The organism is Bacillus sp. EU63 (assembly GCF_038592915.1).
GTDB classification, from domain to species: domain Bacteria; phylum Bacillota; class Bacilli; order Bacillales; family Bacillaceae; genus Bacillus; species Bacillus velezensis.
This window is the reverse complement of sequence record NZ_CP151944.1, coordinates 3,188,520-3,206,787: the sequence shown is the minus strand read 5'-3', so window position 1 is coordinate 3,206,787 and position 18,268 is coordinate 3,188,520. Positions and strand designations below refer to the sequence as shown.

At 47.9% G+C, this 18,268-nt stretch carries 20 protein-coding genes; 14 read left to right on the top strand and 6 right to left on the bottom strand.

The features are described 5' to 3' along the window. Positions 1 to 7 precede the first annotated feature (7 nt). On the top strand, positions 8 to 1,405 hold the full coding sequence (gene sufB, locus NYE38_RS16040) for a Fe-S cluster assembly protein SufB (RefSeq protein ID WP_007410090.1): 1,398 nt from the start codon (positions 8 to 10) through the stop codon (positions 1,403 to 1,405). Between the two features lie 35 nt (positions 1,406 to 1,440). Here the strand turns inward: sufB and csn are convergent, their stop codons facing one another. Further along, the gene (gene csn, locus NYE38_RS16035) at positions 1,441 to 2,277 is read right to left on the bottom strand and encodes a chitosanase (RefSeq protein ID WP_003151879.1); all 837 of its coding nucleotides are present in this window, start codon (positions 2,275 to 2,277) and stop codon (positions 1,441 to 1,443) included. A 132-nt stretch (positions 2,278 to 2,409) separates the two neighbouring features. Continuing rightward, entirely contained in the window at positions 2,410 to 2,874 is a 465-nt protein-coding gene (locus NYE38_RS16030) for a DUF2691 family protein (protein ID WP_017418966.1), read from the bottom strand. A 73-nt stretch (positions 2,875 to 2,947) separates the two neighbouring features. Here NYE38_RS16030 and NYE38_RS16025 point away from each other — a divergent pair, with 73 nt between their 5' ends. The 3 genes from NYE38_RS16025 to NYE38_RS16015 all read left to right on the top strand — a co-directional run bounded on the left by NYE38_RS16025 (position 2,948) and on the right by NYE38_RS16015 (position 5,242). After that, entirely contained in the window at positions 2,948 to 3,649 is a 702-nt protein-coding gene (locus NYE38_RS16025) for a class I SAM-dependent methyltransferase (RefSeq protein ID WP_017418967.1), read from the top strand. Between the two features lie 37 nt (positions 3,650 to 3,686). Next, complete coding sequence (locus NYE38_RS16020) at positions 3,687 to 4,802, top strand: FAD-binding oxidoreductase (RefSeq protein WP_285001823.1); 1,116 nt, start codon at positions 3,687 to 3,689, stop codon at positions 4,800 to 4,802. Positions 4,803 to 4,867: 65 nt separating this feature from the next. After that, positions 4,868 to 5,242: a nucleotide excision repair endonuclease gene (locus NYE38_RS16015; protein ID WP_007410094.1), complete on the top strand. Its 375-nt coding sequence runs from the start codon at positions 4,868 to 4,870 to the stop codon at positions 5,240 to 5,242. Between the two features lie 38 nt (positions 5,243 to 5,280). Here the strand turns inward: NYE38_RS16015 and NYE38_RS16010 are convergent, their stop codons facing one another. Further along, the gene (locus tag NYE38_RS16010; protein WP_014418818.1) at positions 5,281 to 5,553 is read right to left on the bottom strand and encodes a DUF1648 domain-containing protein; all 273 of its coding nucleotides are present in this window, start codon (positions 5,551 to 5,553) and stop codon (positions 5,281 to 5,283) included. 122 nt (positions 5,554 to 5,675) lie between these two features. On the opposite strand from NYE38_RS16010, the gene NYE38_RS16005 reads away from it, so the two are divergent. From NYE38_RS16005 to NYE38_RS15995, 3 genes are read left to right on the top strand one after another with little or no spacing between them, the layout of a single operon-like run. Beyond that, positions 5,676 to 6,206, top strand: a complete 531-nt coding sequence (locus NYE38_RS16005) for an SdpA family antimicrobial peptide system protein (RefSeq protein WP_137987873.1) — start codon at positions 5,676 to 5,678, stop codon at positions 6,204 to 6,206. After that, positions 6,203 to 7,147, top strand: a complete 945-nt coding sequence (locus NYE38_RS16000) for a sporulation-delaying protein SdpB family protein (protein ID WP_022553740.1) — start codon at positions 6,203 to 6,205, stop codon at positions 7,145 to 7,147. The genes NYE38_RS16005 and NYE38_RS16000 overlap by 4 nt, the downstream gene beginning before the upstream one ends. After that, positions 7,140 to 7,730 carry a sporulation delaying protein family toxin gene (locus NYE38_RS15995; RefSeq protein ID WP_025285229.1) on the top strand — a complete coding sequence of 197 codons (591 nt, stop codon included), beginning with the start codon at positions 7,140 to 7,142 and terminating at the stop codon, positions 7,728 to 7,730. Before NYE38_RS16000 ends, NYE38_RS15995 begins: the two co-directional genes overlap by 8 nt. Before the next feature lie 33 nt (positions 7,731 to 7,763). Here NYE38_RS15995 and NYE38_RS15990 read toward each other — a convergent pair whose 3' ends face one another. Further along, positions 7,764 to 8,690, bottom strand: a complete 927-nt coding sequence (locus NYE38_RS15990) for a MerR family transcriptional regulator (RefSeq protein WP_327975648.1) — start codon at positions 8,688 to 8,690, stop codon at positions 7,764 to 7,766. Between the two features lie 196 nt (positions 8,691 to 8,886). On the opposite strand from NYE38_RS15990, the gene NYE38_RS15985 reads away from it, so the two are divergent. From NYE38_RS15985 to NYE38_RS15965, 5 genes are all read left to right on the top strand, one after another. Further along, positions 8,887 to 9,873, top strand: coding sequence for an SIS domain-containing protein (locus NYE38_RS15985; protein ID WP_025285227.1), 987 nt, complete (start codon positions 8,887 to 8,889; stop codon positions 9,871 to 9,873). A 73-nt stretch (positions 9,874 to 9,946) separates the two neighbouring features. Continuing rightward, positions 9,947 to 11,212, top strand: a complete 1,266-nt coding sequence (locus tag NYE38_RS15980) for an extracellular solute-binding protein (RefSeq protein ID WP_043020776.1) — start codon at positions 9,947 to 9,949, stop codon at positions 11,210 to 11,212. A gap of 36 nt (positions 11,213 to 11,248) precedes the next feature. Further along, complete coding sequence (locus tag NYE38_RS15975) at positions 11,249 to 12,127, top strand: sugar ABC transporter permease (RefSeq protein ID WP_023357120.1); 879 nt, start codon at positions 11,249 to 11,251, stop codon at positions 12,125 to 12,127. Positions 12,128 to 12,130: 3 nt separating this feature from the next. Then, positions 12,131 to 13,015 carry a carbohydrate ABC transporter permease gene (locus NYE38_RS15970; RefSeq protein WP_103526639.1) on the top strand — a complete coding sequence of 295 codons (885 nt, stop codon included), beginning with the start codon at positions 12,131 to 12,133 and terminating at the stop codon, positions 13,013 to 13,015. Between the two features lie 13 nt (positions 13,016 to 13,028). Beyond that, positions 13,029 to 13,883 (top strand): PfkB family carbohydrate kinase, encoded by an 855-nt coding sequence (locus tag NYE38_RS15965; protein ID WP_340802041.1) that lies wholly within the window; start codon positions 13,029 to 13,031, stop codon positions 13,881 to 13,883. 24 nt (positions 13,884 to 13,907) lie between these two features. Here NYE38_RS15965 and NYE38_RS15960 read toward each other — a convergent pair whose 3' ends face one another. Further along, on the bottom strand, positions 13,908 to 14,636 hold the full coding sequence (locus tag NYE38_RS15960; RefSeq protein ID WP_340802043.1) for a GntR family transcriptional regulator: 729 nt from the start codon (positions 14,634 to 14,636) through the stop codon (positions 13,908 to 13,910). 155 nt (positions 14,637 to 14,791) lie between these two features. Here NYE38_RS15960 and ugpC point away from each other — a divergent pair, with 155 nt between their 5' ends. Further along, a complete protein-coding gene (ugpC, locus tag NYE38_RS15955) occupies positions 14,792 to 15,898 on the top strand; it encodes a sn-glycerol-3-phosphate ABC transporter ATP-binding protein UgpC (protein ID WP_025650317.1) in 1,107 nt (368 codons plus the stop codon). Between the two features lie 49 nt (positions 15,899 to 15,947). Here ugpC and NYE38_RS15950 read toward each other — a convergent pair whose 3' ends face one another. Next, complete coding sequence (locus NYE38_RS15950) at positions 15,948 to 16,817, bottom strand: endonuclease (protein WP_007410107.1); 870 nt, start codon at positions 16,815 to 16,817, stop codon at positions 15,948 to 15,950. A gap of 195 nt (positions 16,818 to 17,012) precedes the next feature. On the opposite strand from NYE38_RS15950, the gene allC reads away from it, so the two are divergent. Beyond that, a complete protein-coding gene (gene allC, locus NYE38_RS15945; RefSeq protein ID WP_340802046.1) occupies positions 17,013 to 18,254 on the top strand; it encodes an allantoate deiminase in 1,242 nt (413 codons plus the stop codon). The last annotated feature ends 14 nt before the right edge of the window (positions 18,255 to 18,268 follow it).

Genomic DNA, 18,268 nt, shown 5'->3' with positions numbered 1-18,268 from the left:
AAAATGGATGGCTAAAAAAATGCCTGAAATTGGTGAATACAAGTACGGTTTTCACGATAAGGACGTTTCCATTTTCCGTTCAGAGCGCGGATTGACAAAAGAAATCGTAGAAGAAATTTCACGCATGAAAGAAGAGCCTCAATGGATGCTTGATTTCCGCCTGAAATCTCTTGAGCATTTCTACAACATGCCGATGCCGCAGTGGGGCGGGGATTTAAACTCTTTAAACTTTGACGAAATTACGTATTACGTAAAGCCGTCTGAGCGTTCAGAGCGTTCTTGGGATGAAGTGCCTGAGGAAATTAAACAGACATTCGACAAACTCGGCATTCCTGAAGCTGAGCAAAAATACCTTGCCGGTGTTTCTGCACAGTACGAATCCGAAGTTGTGTACCACAATATGAAAGAAGATCTTGAAGAGCAAGGCATCGTCTTCAAAGACACAGACAGCGCGCTGAAAGAAAATGAAGACATTTTCCGCGAGCACTGGGCGAAAGTTATCCCGCCGACTGATAACAAGTTTGCGGCGCTGAACTCAGCTGTTTGGTCCGGCGGATCTTTCATCTACGTGCCTAAAGGCGTGAAGGTTGAAACACCGCTTCAAGCTTACTTCCGCATCAACTCCGAAAACATGGGTCAGTTCGAACGTACGCTGATCATCGTTGACGAAGAAGCAAGCGTTCATTACGTAGAGGGCTGTACGGCTCCTGTGTACACAACAAACTCGCTTCACAGCGCGGTTGTTGAAATCATCGTCAAAAAAGGCGGCTACTGCCGTTATACAACAATTCAAAACTGGGCGAACAACGTTTACAACCTAGTAACGAAACGTACGGTTTGTGAAGAAAACGCGACGATGGAATGGGTTGACGGAAACATCGGTTCTAAATTGACGATGAAATATCCGGCTGTCATTCTGAAAGGTGAAGGCGCGCGCGGCATGACGCTTTCTATCGCTCTTGCGGGCAAAGGACAGCATCAGGACGCGGGTGCGAAAATGATTCACCTTGCACCGAATACGTCATCCACAATCGTATCAAAATCGATTTCCAAACAGGGCGGAAAAGTAACATACCGCGGTATCGTCCACTTCGGACGAAAAGCGGACGGCGCCCGTTCAAACATCGAGTGTGATACGCTCATTATGGATAACAAATCAACTTCTGATACAATCCCTTACAATGAAATCCTGAACGACAACATTTCATTGGAGCACGAAGCGAAAGTATCAAAAGTTTCTGAAGAACAGCTTTTCTACTTGATGAGCCGCGGTATTTCTGAAGAAGAAGCAACAGAAATGATCGTTATGGGCTTCATCGAGCCGTTCACAAAAGAACTTCCGATGGAATACGCAGTTGAAATGAACCGTTTGATTAAATTCGAAATGGAAGGTTCCATCGGTTAATAGTAAAACCCCGCCATTTGGCGGGGTTTTTTTGTTTATTGAATAGTGAAATTACCGTATTCGCTTGACCGGACATGAATCGGCCCGTTTAAATTGTAGTTCTTCTCTTTGACAATATCGCGGAAAACGTCGACACGGGCAACCGATTCTCTCCATTCATCCTGAGTGTCCTCATCTGACGGATTCATCAGATCGTCATAGCGCACATCCAAGAATTTATTGAGCCATTTCTTTTCATCAGTTCCGTCTTTCGGTGACCCGCCCATTTTTTTGTTCGTGCGTTTAATCAGGGCATAAAAGGAGTCCGGATCATCGCCGTCGCCATGCTGAATCACCGTATCGTACATCACTGCTTTTGCCAAGGCCGTTTTCAGTCCGGCATTTTCTGAACGTTTCATCGCCGGCTGATAATACAAGCTGTCATTTACCTTATCTTGGGCAGCGCGGAAGGCTTTATCATTGCCAAGTGAGCGCCAGGCAGAAGCGAATCCTTTCAGATTGCTGATGTCATCGCTTTCGTCCTTCGCAAGACGCCGCAATTCAGGCAAATACTTTTTCAATTTGTTATTCGGCACCGCTTTCGTGTATACTTCAACTACTTCCAGCGCATCTCCGGTAGCCGTCGTAAAGCCGGCCCGCCCGCAAGTGTAACCTCTTCCGTCATCCAACGCTTCAACATATCCGTATTGGATTTCCGTCTTTCCGTTTTCAAAGATGCTGGTCAGCTGTTCCGCCCGGCGCTTCTGATCCTTATTCAGCCCGGCCGCAAAAACCGTACCGCTCATCATCAGGGTAAAAAACATGGTGAAAATAAGAGATGAAACCGCCGTCTTCTTCCAAAAACCTGCTTTTTTCTTCAAGCTGATTTTCATTGCCATACCCCTTTCATATGTAAGTTACGCACTCAGTATACATGAGGGGGTTGTTTTTTTGTTGAAAACACACGAATTTGTCAATATTTTGAATCCTAAGCCCTATCCGGCGCTTCATAAAAAGAACGACCTTCACCAGACAGACAATCCCGTTCTTGCGTCATTCTCATCTGTAACATAGTCAACGCGGTGAAACCCGCATTGTACAGCCTGCTGATAAAGGGCTTCGAGCATAACCGGATCTTTGTAATATAACGTTACATACGAGCAATCTGCAATGAGAAGCACAAGCTCACAGGAACTCTCCAAATATTCCTCATACGTATTGATTTCCGTTACCATCCCGCCCGGGAAAGCTTTCAATTCAGCAAAAATCATATAATAAGGGTTTCCTTCCAGACGCTGACGGAGTTCTTGACCCTGAATGATGCGCTGATTTTGCGGAAACAGGTCTGTATCGGTGTCTTCTTTGAACTCAATATACGCCTCTCCATCACCGATAAACCACGTATAGGGAGAGATCGGGAACGGTTGTAATATATCTGCCGCAAACCGTCCGAATTGATTTGGGATGTTAAATGTAATGCCGCGTTTCATATGGTCGTATCTCCTTTCGGCTTTTGAATATTATGGTATAATAGTTGGATAAATATTGAAAGGACTTGACGGTATGACAACACGTTACGGAATTGATGCGCCTTATGGGGCTTTTGGGTTTATCCTGCTTGCGATCCTTTATGCCGCAGGCACGTTATGCGGCATGATTCCTCTTTTCTGGGGCTGGCTGACGGGCGCCTTGTTTTTAGTGCTCGGACTTTGGATGCTCTTGTATTCAACGGCCATTAAACTTTCACACCGCCACCGCATTCTTGCGCTTTCCGGTTTAAAGCCGGACATGAAGGTGCTTGATATTGGGACGGGACGGGGGCTGCTAGCCATCGCCGCGGCTCAAAAAGGCGCTGACGTCTCAGCGATTGACAAATGGTCAGGCTGGGATCTGGGCGGAAACGGGAGAGACGCATTCGAAAAGAACAGATGGGCAGAAGGAGCGCCGGAAATTGATTTGTATGACGGACTCGCGCAAGACATGCCGTTTCCTGATAAAACGTTTGACCTTGTCATTTCGCATTTTGTCGTACACAACATTTCAGGCAGAAAAGAGAGGGAACGGGCGATTGCAGAAATGGTGAGGGTGCTGAAGCCTGGCGGCACATTGGCCGTGTCAGATATAAAAAATACATCACAATACAGAGAGATTCTTGAGGAAAACGGCTTTCAGACAAGAACGTATTCCTTTTATTATACGTTTCCGTTTTCGAAACTCATCATTGCTGTCAGGACTCCGGTAGGAACCGGGCGCTCTATTTGTTAAAATAAATAAGACAAAACAGATAGAAAAGGTGTTACACATGAAGTCTTATATGATTATCGGGGCCGGCATTCTCGGTGCGTCCGCGGCTTATCATCTCGCAAAGGCCGGGGCGGATGTAACGGTCATTGACCGGAAACACCCGGGGCAGGCGACTGACGCCGCGGCGGGGATCGTTTGCCCGTGGCTGTCGCAGCGGCGCAATCAGGCATGGTATGCGATCGCAAAAGGCGGCGCCCGTTATTATGAACGATTGATACAGCAGCTTGAAGCTGACGGAGAAACAGAAACCGGTTATCAAAAGGTCGGAGCCGTCAGCCTCCATACGGATGAAAAAAAGCTCAGCCAAATGGAGGAAAGAGCTTATAAAAGAAGAGAGGATGCCCCTGAAATCGGTGACATTACAAGACTGACTCCGGAAGAAACGAAGGCGCTGTTCCCCGCGCTGTCGGAGGAATACGGGGCAGTTCATGTCAGCGGCGCGGCCCGGGTGAACGGGAGGGCGCTTCGTAAGGCGCTGTTAAATGCGGCCGTTAAGCACGGAGCGGCTGTTTACAATGAAGAAGCGTCAATATTGACAGAGGACGGTGCCGTCATCGGTGTGAAAACCGCAGAACGCACGCTTACTGCCGGCCAGGTTCTCGTAACGGCCGGCGCTTGGGCGAGAGAGCTGCTTGAACCGCTCGGCATCCGTTTTTCAGTATCATACCAAAAGGCGCAGATCGTTCATTTAGAGCTTCAGGGAGAGGATACGGGCGGCTGGCCCGTCGTCATGCCCCCAAACGATCAATACATTCTCGCCTTTGACAGCGGCAGAATCATAGCGGGCGCGACTCATGAAAACGATACCGGCATGGATTTGCGGGTGACGGCCGGCGGCCTCCGTGAGATTTTTGACAAAGCATTAACCGTGGCGCCGGGCCTTTCAGACAGTACTGTAATAGAGACAAGAGTCGGTTTCAGGCCGTTTACTCCCGGTTTTCTTCCCGTCATCGGCAAAGTGCCGAATATCAGCGGGCTCCTCGTTGCCAACGGGCTGGGCGCCTCAGGACTGACGAGCGGGCCGTATCTGGGCGCTGAACTGGCGAAACTCGCGCTCGGTCAGCAGACGGAAATTGATTTAAGTCTTTATGATCCGGCCGGGGCGCTTGAATAAAAAATAGCTTTTGGCGCATTCTTATGATAGGATGGAGCTTTAATGAATAAGAGGACGTGACCCATTTGATAAAAATAAACCTTCCTGCTCCTGATGTAACCATTACGGAACGGCAGCAGTCACCGTCGGAGAATGAACCGGCGATTAAAGCGATTTACGGTTTCATTGATTTTCACCAAATTCCGAGAGACAAAGGCGGCATATTTATGTTTTATAACATTCATGATGAACTGCTGTTTGTCGGGAAAGCCCGTAAATTAAGACAAAGAATCAAAAAGCATTTTGAAGACAATGTGTCGCCTGTTAAACATCACAGGGACGAAGTGTATAAAATTGAAGTATGTGTCGTAAATGATCCGATGGAAAGGGAGATTTACGAAACGTACGCGATCAATACCCTTCAGTCGAAATACAACATTGAGAAAGTATTTTATAAATAAGAAAAACCGGAGCTTAAGGGCTCCGGTTTTCTTTATGTTTACAGTGCCAGCCACATCACGGCAATATGCACGATCAGCAGACAGTAAACGACGAGGAATAGCTGGACGGCCTTTTTTCTGAATAACATGCAGATCATCATGAGCACAGGAAAAATCAGGACGCCGGCCGTTTTATTGATTGATGTATTCGGACGGTTTGACACGTCATAGTGAATGGCCATATCAGCAGGAAGAAACGGATAAAACACAATCGACAGAATAAAGGCGAGAACCACAGCTCCCCACAGCACTTTATCATTCATCAAAAACATATGAACACTCCTTTTTACATATAATAGTATATTAGTTCGAAAAATCTAATTTATCAATATTTTACCTGTTGATTGGTGTATAATCATGTCAATGAAATTTCCATACGCTAGGAGGGTTTCAATTGACTGACAAGAAGCAAACCAGCATGTTTTCATTCTTTCTTTTTATCATGGCCGCCTGGATCATCGTTTTGTTTTTTACCGTCATCGCGGCACTGCCAAGCTCCGCCATCCAATTAACCAAGCATCAATCCAAAACCGTTTCCATGATTTATCCGCAAAGCTGGGGATTTTTCAGTAAAGATCCGAGAGAAGACAGCTTGAACATCTATCTTCTTGATGCCGATGAGGAGCTCAGATGGCCGAATAATTCTCTGAAAAATGTGATCGGTTTAAACCGCTACGGGCGGACGCAAGGGATAGAGCTCGGCCTTATGCTGGAAAAGCTGCCTTCCAAAGAGAAGTGGAATGACTTTGCGGCTGGCCAAGACTTTAAGGATACCACATTTTTGAAAATGAAAAATGAGTCCCCCTCCCCAAGGCTGAAAGGGAAAATGATCATTACATATGAACGCATTACCCCGTGGGCATGGAGCCAGCATACCGAAACGAAAAGAACCATCAAAAAATACATCGGAGTGGATGTCAATTGATTCAGGATGCAAAAAAGCAGCTCACCTTATGGATGATGAAGAATCCGCCTTGGACAAATGTGTACGGGCTTGCCAGAAGCTTAATCGCGCTCGGCACGCTGCTGACATTGCTGTTCAATCCGGCGTCTGTCTTCTTCAAAACGCAAAATCAAATGCTCGGTTTTTCCGACACGTTCAGCCTGTTTCTGCTGTTTCCCGATTTCCGTTACATTGAGATCGTCAAAGCCGTTTGTATCTGTATGTTAATCCTTGTCGTCATTGGCTGGCGGCCGCGAATCACCGGTTTTTTTCACTGGTGGATTTCGTACAGCTTCCAAAACTCCGCCGTTACCCTTGACGGAGGAGATCAGGTGGCTGCCGTTTTTACACTGCTGCTGCTCCCGCTGACATTAACCGATCCGCGGAAATGGCACTGGTCTCCGTACGAGGCGTCTTTTGAGAAAAGGCCGCTTGAGCCTTATTACCGCTCCTTGTGCTGGGCGACGCTGACAATCATCAGAATACAGGTCGCAATGCTGTATTTTAACTCCGTCATTGCCAAACTGATGGAAGAAGAGTGGCAGAACGGAACTGCCGTTTATTACTATTTGAACGATCCGATGCTGGGTCTGCCGGATGCGCTTCACGGTCTGTTTGACTTTATCCTGCAGTCCAAGCTTGTCATCATCCCGACTTGGGGCACGCTTATTGTGCAAACCATTATGTTCTGCGCTTTGTTCGCTCCGAAAACATATTGGCGTCTGATATTGTTTATATCCATTTTTATGCACGAAATCTTTGCCGTTATGCTGGGGCTTACCTCGTTTTCCATTACGGTGGCTGGTATTTTGGTCCTGTTTTTGGTGCCGGCAGAGAAAACAGTAGCTTTGAACCATTACAATCCCCTTTTTATCAGATACAATTTTTTCAATAAAAGGAAAAGGAGGAAATTATATGGTTAAAAGCAAGAAGTCCGCAGCTGCCATGATGCTGGTGTTTGTTTTAATGGTTGCATTAGTCGGCCCGCATGCCGCGGCGAAAACTGAGCCATCCGTCTCTTATTCGGGTGAAGACATTTTTTCCGGCATCTTTTTCGGACAAGGTGAGGTCGCAAAGCTCCTTCCTGAAGTATGGGATACCAAGGCTGTCAAAAAGATTGATCAGGATGAATTGAAGCAAGTTTCCGATCAGGTGATCGCTGATATTAAAAAGTCATCGCCGAATTATTTTAAAGAGTTGAAAGCGGCGGTCTACAGCGGCGATTATGAGAAAGTGAACAGCGTCATTGATCAAGGTTCGCAGATTATGGCGAAAGTGCTGAAAGAAGAGTTTGACAAAAAGAGCATGGACAAAGGAAAATCAACGGCCATCGGCCAATGCGCAACGGCTGTATGGGTATTTTTAAACGCGGCGGCCGCCATTGAGACGATCGCTCTTGCGGTAGCGGCCATCATTTTGACAGTAGCAAGCGTTGACGAAGATTCCGACTTAGGAAAAGAGCAGCTCATCGCTAATGTCGTTGACCGCATTAACGCGCAGCACTGAGGCTGAAGAAAGAAAACGCTAAGGAAACGAACCTTAGCGTTTTTTTGATTGAAGCATCTGTTTTAAATATGCTTCTGAATCAAAGCCGAGTTCCTCGTCGGCTTCTTTTTTCAGTTCAAGCTGAAGTCGCACGTACGTGTCATATTTTGGGCTGAGCTTTTGAAGAAGATTGCTGAAAGGCGATCCCTCCTTCAGCGCGGGCAGATCAGAAGCTGATTCTCCGACCTTGATCAGGCTTTCCCTGTATTCTTCATCTGTCTGCACTCTTTTCACAAGCTGAATGATGATGTTTTTATGAGTGTCCCAAGTGGCGGGGTCTCTCTCCAAAATCCGCTCGATAAATTGATCATGCTGGACTTTGTGCTGCTGGAGCTGAGCCGGATCCTCCTTGCCGACCAGCTGCATCATCGGGTGTGCAGCCGGAACTTCTTCCATATCATCCAATACTTTAATAAGCTCCGCCCATATCATTTTTTTCTCATCTGTATCAATAGAAAAGTCGAGGAACGGTTCAAACAGCGCGGCGATAAATTCTCCGAAATCCCCCGGGAACAGTTTTTTCAGCTGAAGTCCCATATACTTCGGTTCATCTATTTTGACCTCGCCGATATCATGCAGAATTGAATCGACATTTTCCGCATCTTCTACGCGCTTGATCAGCATTTCAGTCAGTTTCCGTTCCTGCTCAAGCTCTTCAATCTGCCGGCTGAGCTTTTGATGCTGCCGGCGCAGTATATCATGCAGACTGCTGCCCTCTAAGAGGAACGCTTTAATATCGCTTACAGACAGTGCCAGCATTCGGAGGGCGGCAATCATTTTCAGCGTATTCACGTTCTGATCGGAATACTCACGGTATCCGTTATCAGGGTTTTTGCTGACGGTGATTAAACCTTCCTGCTCATAATATTTGATGGCTTTTTTCGTGAGACCCGTCTGTCTGGCGGCTTCTTTTATATTCATTCTGAATCACTCCCTGTTTTTCATTCTAAACGTGTCTCTAAGGGTCAGGTCAAGAGAGAGCGGGAAATAAGACGGGTTTATTTTATATTTTAGAAATTTCAGAAAATATGATTGACAACGCACCTTTGTTACGATTAATATAACGTTATATAATGTTATATAACGTTATATAATAAAACACTGAGGAGTGAAGGATTTGAGTCAAACTGCCGCACAAGTGAATCACAAGGTTCAGGCTTTCTTGGATGATCTGAAAGGAAAAACGATTGATCACGTCTTTTTCGTCGCTTGCGGGGGTTCTTCAGCCATTATGTATCCGAGCAAGTACGTGTTTGACAGAGAGGCGAAAGCCATCAGCTCTGATCTCTACAGTTCAAATGAATTTATTCAGCGCAATCCCGTTCAGCTCGGAGAGAACTCTCTCGTGATTTTATGTTCTCAGTCAGGCAATACGCCGGAAACGGTGAAAGCCGCCGGTTTCGCCAGAAAAAAAGGCGCGCTTACGATTGCGATGACCTTTGAGCCTGATTCGCCGTTAGCGAAAGAAGCCGAATATGTCGCGGTGTATGACTGGGGTGAGAACGCACAGGCGATAAATACGAATTACGGGGTTCTGTATCAAATCGTGTTCGGCGCTTTACACGTGCTGGAAAATCATCCCGCGTTTGAACAGGCGATCGACGGACTCAATAAGCTCCAGACCGTATATGACAAAGCGCTTAAACAAGAAGCGGATCACGCAAAGGCATTCGCGAAAGCCCACGAAAAAGAAGATATCATTTACACGATGGCAAGCGGTGCGAACTACGGCGTCGCTTACTCCTACAGCATCTGCATTCTCATGGAAATGCAATGGATTCATTCCCACGCCATTCATGCCGGAGAATATTTTCACGGACCGTTCGAAATCATTGATGAATCCGTTCCATTTATTATCCTGCTCGGCTTAGACGAAACAAGACCCCTTGAAGAGCGGGCGCTTTCCTTCTCAAAAAGATACGGCAAAAAACTGACTGTGCTTGATGCGGCAGCATATGATTTTTCCGGAATTGACGATTCTGTAAAAGGCTATCTGGCTCCTCTCGTATTAAACCGGGTGCTCAGAAGCTATGCGGATGCGCTGGCGGAAGCAAGGAACCATCCGTTAAGCCAGCGGCGTTACATGTGGAAAGTCGAATATTAAGAACGCGCATTATATTTCACCGGACTATAATGATATATAACGTTATAGTCCGGTGACAAAGGAGGAAAAGCATCTGAAAAAGCTCATCTGCCTGTTCGTTCTGTTAGCCGTATGTCTGTCAGCCGCCGCCTGTTCAAGCCAAAGCAGTTCCTCTGACGGAAAAGTGACTCTGAAGTTTTTTCACAGGTGGCCGAAGGAGCCGGAAAAAAGCTATTTTGAAGAAGCGGTCAAAGAATTTGAAGCCGCTCATCCGGATATTCATATCCAAACGGAAGCGGTCTTAAACGATTCTTATAAAGACAAGGTGAAAGTCATGCTCGGAACAACGAGCCCCCCTGATATTTTCTTTTCATGGAGCGACCGGTTTGCTTATAAATTCATCAAAGGAGACAAAGCCCTCGATCTGTCGTCTTACTATCAGCAGGATAAAGATTGGTCCTCACAGCTGGTGCAGTCACAAATCAAACCCTTTACGCATGACGGAAAACAGTACGGTGTTCCGTGGCAAATGGACGCTAAATCATTCTTTTATAATAAGGACATTTTTAATTCATTACATTTGAAGCCCCCGGCGACATGGGATGAACTGATCACAGTCTCTGAGAAATTGAAAGAGAACGGATATATTCCGATCAGTTTCGGCACAAAAGCGCCTTGGACCATTTCTCATTATATCGGGACGCTGAACCAGCGTATGGTGGATGAAAAAACGCGGGCGAAAGATTACAGCCCGGAAACCGGGGAGTTTACGGACGAAGGCTATGTCAAAGCGCTTGAAAAGCTTCAGGAACTTCTGCCGTACTTTACAAAGCACGTGAACTCCGTCGATCACGAATACGTGCGCCAGCAGTTTACGAGCGGCAAAGCGGCGATGATTTATGCGGAAACGGCAGAAATTAAGCTCGTCGAACCGGTCAATCTGGGCTTGTTTCCTTTCCCGAAAATCAGCGGCGAAAAGGGATCTCCCCGTGCACTGACCGGATCTCCGGAAGGATTTATGATTTCCTCAAAAACGAAGCACCCGAAAGAAGCCATGGAATTTCTTCAGTTTTTAACCTCGAAAAAAATGGGAGAGAAGCTGATAAAAGACGTCGGTAAATACAGCGCGGTTCAAGGAACGGCGACAGAAAACAATTCCGCCCCGATCCAGCGTGAAGCCGTGCAGGATATCGTCCGCGCCGAATCAATGGTGCCGTGGTTTGATATGGATGTTGACGTTGAAATCGCCGATGTGTATGCGGCAGGCGTTCAGCAGATGCTCGGCGGCACAATGACACCGCGCGAGGTGATGAATTCCGTGCAGAAAGCGGCGCGTCAGGTCAAAGCGTCATCTGAATAGAACAGATTTCTTTGGAGAAAGGAGATGAGGATTTCCTTGGTCAGCCGAAAACGTTTCATTCCGTATCTGTTTCTCGCGCCCGCGCTGATTTTTCTGCTGTTCGTTTACATTCCGATTATTGAGAATGTGTTTTTCAGTCTGTTTGAATGGAGCTCATTTCAACCCGAAAAGACGTTTATCGGTTTGAAAAATTATATTGACCTGTTTCACGATCCCGTGTTTTTTACAGCGCTCCGCAACAATGTGCTGTATGCGGTCATATCGCTGATTTGCCAGGTTGGCGGCGGCTTAATTCTGGCGGCCGTGCTGGAAGACAGATTGGTAAGAAAATGGTCGCCGTTTTTCCGCACGGTCTTTTTTCTTCCGGTCGTCATTTCCATGACCGTCATTGCGCTGTTGTTTGATTTTATTTATAACCCGGAAATCGGGCTTTTGAATCAGCTGCTGGAAGCCGTCGGACTTGATGAACTGACCCGCGCGTGGCTGGGCGATGAAAACACCGCTATGCTGTCTGTCATTTTTGTGTCTCAATGGCAGTCTGTCGGTTACATCGCCATGCTGTACATTGTCTCGATTCAGAGCATTCCCGCTGAATTATATGAATCGGCGCAGCTGGACGGAGCCGGAAAAATCCAGCAGTTTTTTCACATTACGGTGCCGCAGACGAAAGAAATGTCGTTTGTTGCCGTGGTGATGACGCTGACCGGCGCATTTACCGTATTTAATGAACCGTATATTCTGACCGGCGGAGGGCCGGGCAATGCTTCAGAAGTGCTGAGCACATTTTTGTATAAGAGCGCTTTTACAAAAGATATGATGGGCTACGCTTCTGCGATCGCGACGGTGGTGCTTTTGCTGACGCTTGCTCTGTCGCTTATTCAGATGAAATTCTTTAAGACCGGAAAGGAGGAGTAGCCGATGCTTCCTGAAAAGACGGACTTGCGTCATGCCCGTCAGGCCGTCAGAACAGGCGGAAAACCGAGAAAATGGTATATCGGGGAAACGTCTGTGTGGCTGTTTCTCTTTATCTACCTCATTGCCGTTGCTTATCCGCTGTTATGGATGGCGGTCAGCGCCTTTAAAAGCTCGGATGAGATTTTTGAGCACAGCTGGTCGCTGCCCTCTGTCTGGCATCCCGAAAACTTCGTATCCGCATGGAACCAAGGGATTTCCGCTTATTTTATGAACAGCGTCATTGTGACCGTGCTGACTTGTCTCATCACCGTATTTGTGAGCGCCTGGGCGGCATACGGGCTGGCCCGTTTTCAATTTAAAGGAAAAGGGTTTGTGCTGATCATTTGTCTTGGCGGCTTGATGCTGACGCCGCAGGTCAGTCTTGTGCCGCTGTACTCCATTATCCAGTCATTGGGACTGTACAATACGTATTGGGCATTGATTCTTCCGTACGCCGCCTATCGTATTCCGTTTACCGTGATTCTGATCCGTTCCTATTTTTTGTCGATTTCCAAAGAGCTTGAGGAAGCTGCCTATCTGGATGGATGTACAAGTTTCGGAATATTTTTCAGAATATTCTTACCTATGAGCGTGCCGATTCTTGTGACATCAGGCATTTTGACGGCTTACCATACATGGAATGAGTTTATGTTTGCGATTATTTTTATCGATGATGAAAATTTACGGACGATTCCGGCCGGGCTGATGCAGTTCAGAGATGCCCTGCAGACGGATTGGGGCGTGCTGCTGGCCGGGCTGACGATTTCTGCTGCTCCGATCATCGCGTTGTTTTTATTGATGCAGAGATATTTTATCCGCGGCATTGCAGCGGGAAGCGTGAAAGGATAAGGAGGATGAAAAGATGAAACTGATAGCGGCCGGAGATAATGTAGTAGATTATTATCAGGATCAGGAGACGTTTTACCCGGGCGGAAATGCGTTAAACGTAGCCGTGCTTGCCCGGCGCTTAGGCCACGAAACTTCTTATATCGGGATTCTCGGCAGTGATGAAGCGGCGGATCACGTATTGAATGTGCTGAAACTGGAAAAGGTGAATGCCGATCTGATCCGCCGGGCATACGGAGAAAACGGGATGGCGGTCGTCACGCTTGATGAAAGAGGGGACAGGATATTTGCCGGATCAAAAAAAGGCGGCGTGCAATCGCGTCTGACGCTCGCTTTTCAGGATAATGACATCTCATTTATCGCCGGACATGATCTGCTGCATACGAGCGTATACAGCAGGATAGAACGTGACCTTCCGATGCTGAGCGGCCATGTGCCGATTTCCTTTGACTTCTCTGTAAAACGTGACGAAGCCTATTTAGAAGCGGTCTGTCCGTACGTGACGTATGCGTTTTTTTCCGGGAGTGATTTGAGTGAAAGTGAATGTGTGCGGCTTGCCGAAAAAGCCCGCGGTTTCGGAGCGAAAATCGTCTGTCTGACAAGGGGGGAATATGGCGCGGTGTTATCGGATGGGGAACGCGTCTATCATCAGCCGGTGGTAAGAGCTGATATAATAGATACATTGGGCGCGGGTGATTCATTTATCGCCGGGTTTCTTACCGATTTCTTCGAGCATCAGGATATTCGGCGAGCGCTTACTGCGGCCGCCGGGACGGCTGCCAAAACATGCGGAGGGTTCGGAGCGTTCGGTTACGGGCATCCCTACAGGCCGGGCGGCGGGAAAAGCAGTGAAAAAACGAGAATACGATAAGCATTGTCTCGTTTTTTATACTTGTTACGCATAGGGACTGTTAATGGTAAACGTGACGCGGTCGGTATGCATTAAAAACAGCGAGCTGTATATCGGCTGGTCTTTTGACATAAAAGCGGTTTTGTCAATTTCAAAAAGCGCATCCCCGATATCACAAGCCAGATAGCGGCTTTCTTCCTGCTTGGCGTATACGACATTTAACAGCTTCGTATTATGGGTGGGCACCACCTGATAGTGCTGTTTCAAAATGTCATGCATCGACACGCCGCCTTTAATATGCTTGCCGATGTCGGGAAATAAACTGAGCGGATAGTAGGCGATTTCGAATGAGAGCGGCTGGTCGTCGTGAAATAAAATGCGTTTTAATTCAAGAACGGGACTTTCGGAAGCGACGCGAAGTTTTTGGGCGATGGATTTAGGCGCTTCAATGATTTCATGAGAAAGGATCTGGTGTTTCGGTTTTTTCCCCGTTGATTCCATAAATTCAGAGTAGCCGTTGACCGCGATGAGCTCCCGCTTCAGTTTAGGGCTTTTAACGAACGTTCCCTTTCCCTGCTGCCGGACGAGCCAGCCTTCTTCCACAAGATCAAGGATGGCCTTCCTGACCGTTATGCGGCTCACGTTGTACGTTTCGCACAGCTCATTTTCAGTCGGCAGTTTTACGGACGGCGAATAAACGCCCTTCTTGATATCGTCCGCGATAATTTGTTTCAGCTGAATATATAAAGGTTTCGAGCTCCCGTTATTTAACAATGGGACGGACCTCCTTTGTCAAGTAGTAGTACTATTATATGTATTATGACGTTATAATACAAATTTGCTTTTCATTTATGAATCTGTCAGAAACCCCGAACATTTTTAACATAACAGAAAGATGTGGCGGTTTCCAGTATTGGAGGAGGTTTCGAATGGCATCATTAACATTTGACCATATCAAAAAAACATACGGCGCCCAATCGGCGGCAGTGAAGGATTTTCACTTAGATGTAAAAGATGAGGAGCTTTTGGTGCTTGTCGGTCCCTCCGGCTGCGGCAAATCTACGACACTCAGAATGATTGCCGGACTGGAGAGCATTTCTGAGGGGAAGCTTTATATCGATGGAGACGCGGTAAACGATCTGCCCCCGAAGGATCGTGATATCGCGATGGTTTTTCAGAATTACGCGCTGTATCCCCACATGACGGTGTTTGACAATATGGCGTTCGGTTTGAAGCTCAGAAAGCTGCCGAAAAAAGAAATCGCAGAGCGAGTCCGGACGGCCGCTGATATTTTGGAAATCGGGCATCTGCTCAAGCGGAAACCGAAGGCTCTTTCAGGCGGGCAGCGGCAGCGGGTTGCGCTCGGCCGGTCGATCGTGCGGGAGCCGAAAGTGTTTCTGATGGACGAGCCGCTTTCCAACTTAGATGCGAAATTGCGAGTGACGATGCGCGCCGAAATCAGCAAGCTCCATCAGCGTTTGAAAGCGACCATCGTTTATGTGACGCATGATCAGACGGAAGCGATGACAATGGGCGACCGGATTGTCGTGATGAATGAAGGAGATATTCAGCAGGCCGCAAGCCCCCATGAGATTTATCATTATCCGGCGAATATGTTTGTGGCGGGTTTTATCGGTTCTCCGAGTATGAATTTTATAAAAGGCCTCATTGAAGAAAGTCACGGGCAATGGTATTTTGCCGGTTCGTCCGTTCGTCTGCCCATTCCGAAAGAAAAAGCGGCCGTTCTTGTGCAGAAAGGATACAGCGGTAAGGAGATGATTGCGGGGCTGCGTCCGGAGCATTTGACGCTTGCCGGACAATCAGAGCACCCGCCTGAAGCGGTGTGCCGCGCTGTGGCGGAAGTATGTGAAAACTTAGGCGCGGAGATGTACGTTCATGCGGTGAGCGGAAATAACCGCATGACGATCCGTCTTGACGGCGCTTCACAGGTGAAACCCGGCGATGCCATTCTGCTTGCGGTCAATATGAACCGGGCCGTCTTTTTTGATGCCGACACTGAAAACGCCGTATATTGAAAAAGGGAGCCTGATGATCGGGGCTCCCTTATCACTTCTTATGATACGATTACCAGATTTCGTCCGCCCATTCCGGATGGTCGATAAACGGATTGCGGTTATGCTGATAGTCTTCGTAAATGATTTCGTTCCGCCGTTTTTCCTTACTGTCGACGGGGTCTTGTTGATTCCATTTGAGCAAAACGGACAGTTTTCCCATGTAAGGAGCTGAGCCGTTTCCGGTTTTATCATTCAGCTCAAGGTCGGGATACCCGTCGTCTCCTTCATAACGCACCGCCATGTAAAACAGCATGCGGGCGACATCTCCTTTGACCTCATCGCGCGGTTCCCAGGAATCACCGTCGTAATAATTGCCCGGCGCTTTCGGATATTCTGAGCCGCCGTTATCAAAATCCATGTTTCCTCTGGCACTGTTCACCTGGACGTCTGCAGGGCGCAGATGATGAATGTCCGTCCCGGGGCCGGCAGCTGTTCCGAAGTTTCCGTGTGACTTTGCCCATACGTGTTCACGGTTCCAGTCCCCGACGCTGCCGCCGTTTTTACTTTTGGCCCGTGATTCCTGGGTGTAGAGCAAGATGACATTGTTCGGATTTGCCGGATCTTCGTCAGTTTCCTTCAATGCATTCCATACTTGGCTGTAAGACAGCTTTGTATGTCCGCTGATGATGCGGTGCAGGGCGCTCTTTAAGGCCGTTCCGCTTTTTCCGGAAGCTTCTTTGTAATATGTGTCCGTATCCGCAGACGGAGTGATGACAGCTGAGGCAGTTTGCGGAAAAAGAGTTGTGCCGCCGGCAGTTGAAACCGCCATCCGGCTGTACAGATTCGTGTCAGCCGGCGCGCCCGCAGAGGCTGACGGCGCGGCCCATCCAAAAATGAAAAACAGGCAGACAATCGGCAGAAACCAAAGTTTTTTTGTCATGACTTGCCCTCCTTTACCTCTATTATCCAAAAAATAAATCTAATATTCTATCTTTTTTGAAAAATGGTTCCTTCGGCTTATTGGCCAAAGTATCCGGAAAATCATTGATTTTTTGGAAGATATGATAATGAACTCGTTATGCGCTCCTTCTATAATGAAGATCATCTTGTCAGCAGTTTAAAAAGGAGGGCGTGTATGGAACACCAGCAGCTTTCGGCGGCGAATATCGGGATTTCCGATGATATACAATGGCTGTCTCAATTCGGCGCTTCCGCTTCCGGCGGAGTGACGAGGCTTTTATATACGAAAGAATGGATGGACGCCCAGCTTGCCGTCAAAAAGAAAATGGAGGCGTTCGGGCTGGAAACGGCATTTGACGATGTCGGTAACGTATTCGGCCGGCTGAACGGCACAGAATCGCCTGATGAGGTGATTCTGACCGGGTCGCATATTGACACCGTTATTGACGGCGGAAAATATGACGGTGCGTTCGGCGTGCTGGCGGGCGTGCTGGCGATCCGGCATTTGCATGAGATGTGCGGGCGTCCGAAAAAAACGCTGGAGGCTGTGTCGCTCTGTGAAGAGGAAGGGAGCCGTTTTCCCATCACCTATTGGGGCTCAGGCAATATCACCGGTGCTTTCTCGCTTTCAGATGCGGAAACGCCGAAAGACGCGTCCGGCATTTCTCTGAAAGAAGCCATGCGGCAGTACGGCTTCGGTGTAGGCCGTTATCCAGCACCGCTGCGCACTGATATCAAAGCCTTTCTGGAAATTCATATTGAACAGGGGCAAACGCTTGAACGATCAGGAAAGGATATCGGGATTGTCACCGGGATTGCCGGACAGAGACGCTATACCGTTACGCTTGACGGTGAATGCAACCATGCCGGCACCACTTCGATGAAATGGCGGAAAGACCCGCTCGCGGCGGGAAGCAGCATCATCCACGAACTGATGCTTTCAGCGGAAAGACAGCCGGAAGAGCTCCGCCTGACGTGCGGGAAAATGACGGTTGAGCCGAATATGGCGAATGTCATTCCGGGCCGTATCCAGTTTTCAATTGATATTCGCCACCGGCAGGAAGACGTGCTGGCAGCCTTCCATCAGAAACTGGTGTCGATTGTTGAAAACATCAGCCGCAGCAAAGGAGTCAGACCTGTTATTGATGAATATATGAGGATAGAGCCGGTTCAAATGGATCAGACCCTGACACGAACCGCAGCAGAGGCTGCAATAGAGCAGGGGGCGGACCCGGAGAAGATCGTAAGCGGAGCGGGACATGACGCCCAGATGCTCGGCAGAACCTTTCCGGCCTGCATGCTGTTTGTGCCGAGCCGTGGCGGGATCAGCCACTCGCCGCTTGAATTCACACCCGCACATCAGCTTGAAACCGGCGTCCTTACGCTGGCGAATGTATTACATAAACTTGCCTATTAACGTAAAGGGGGAAT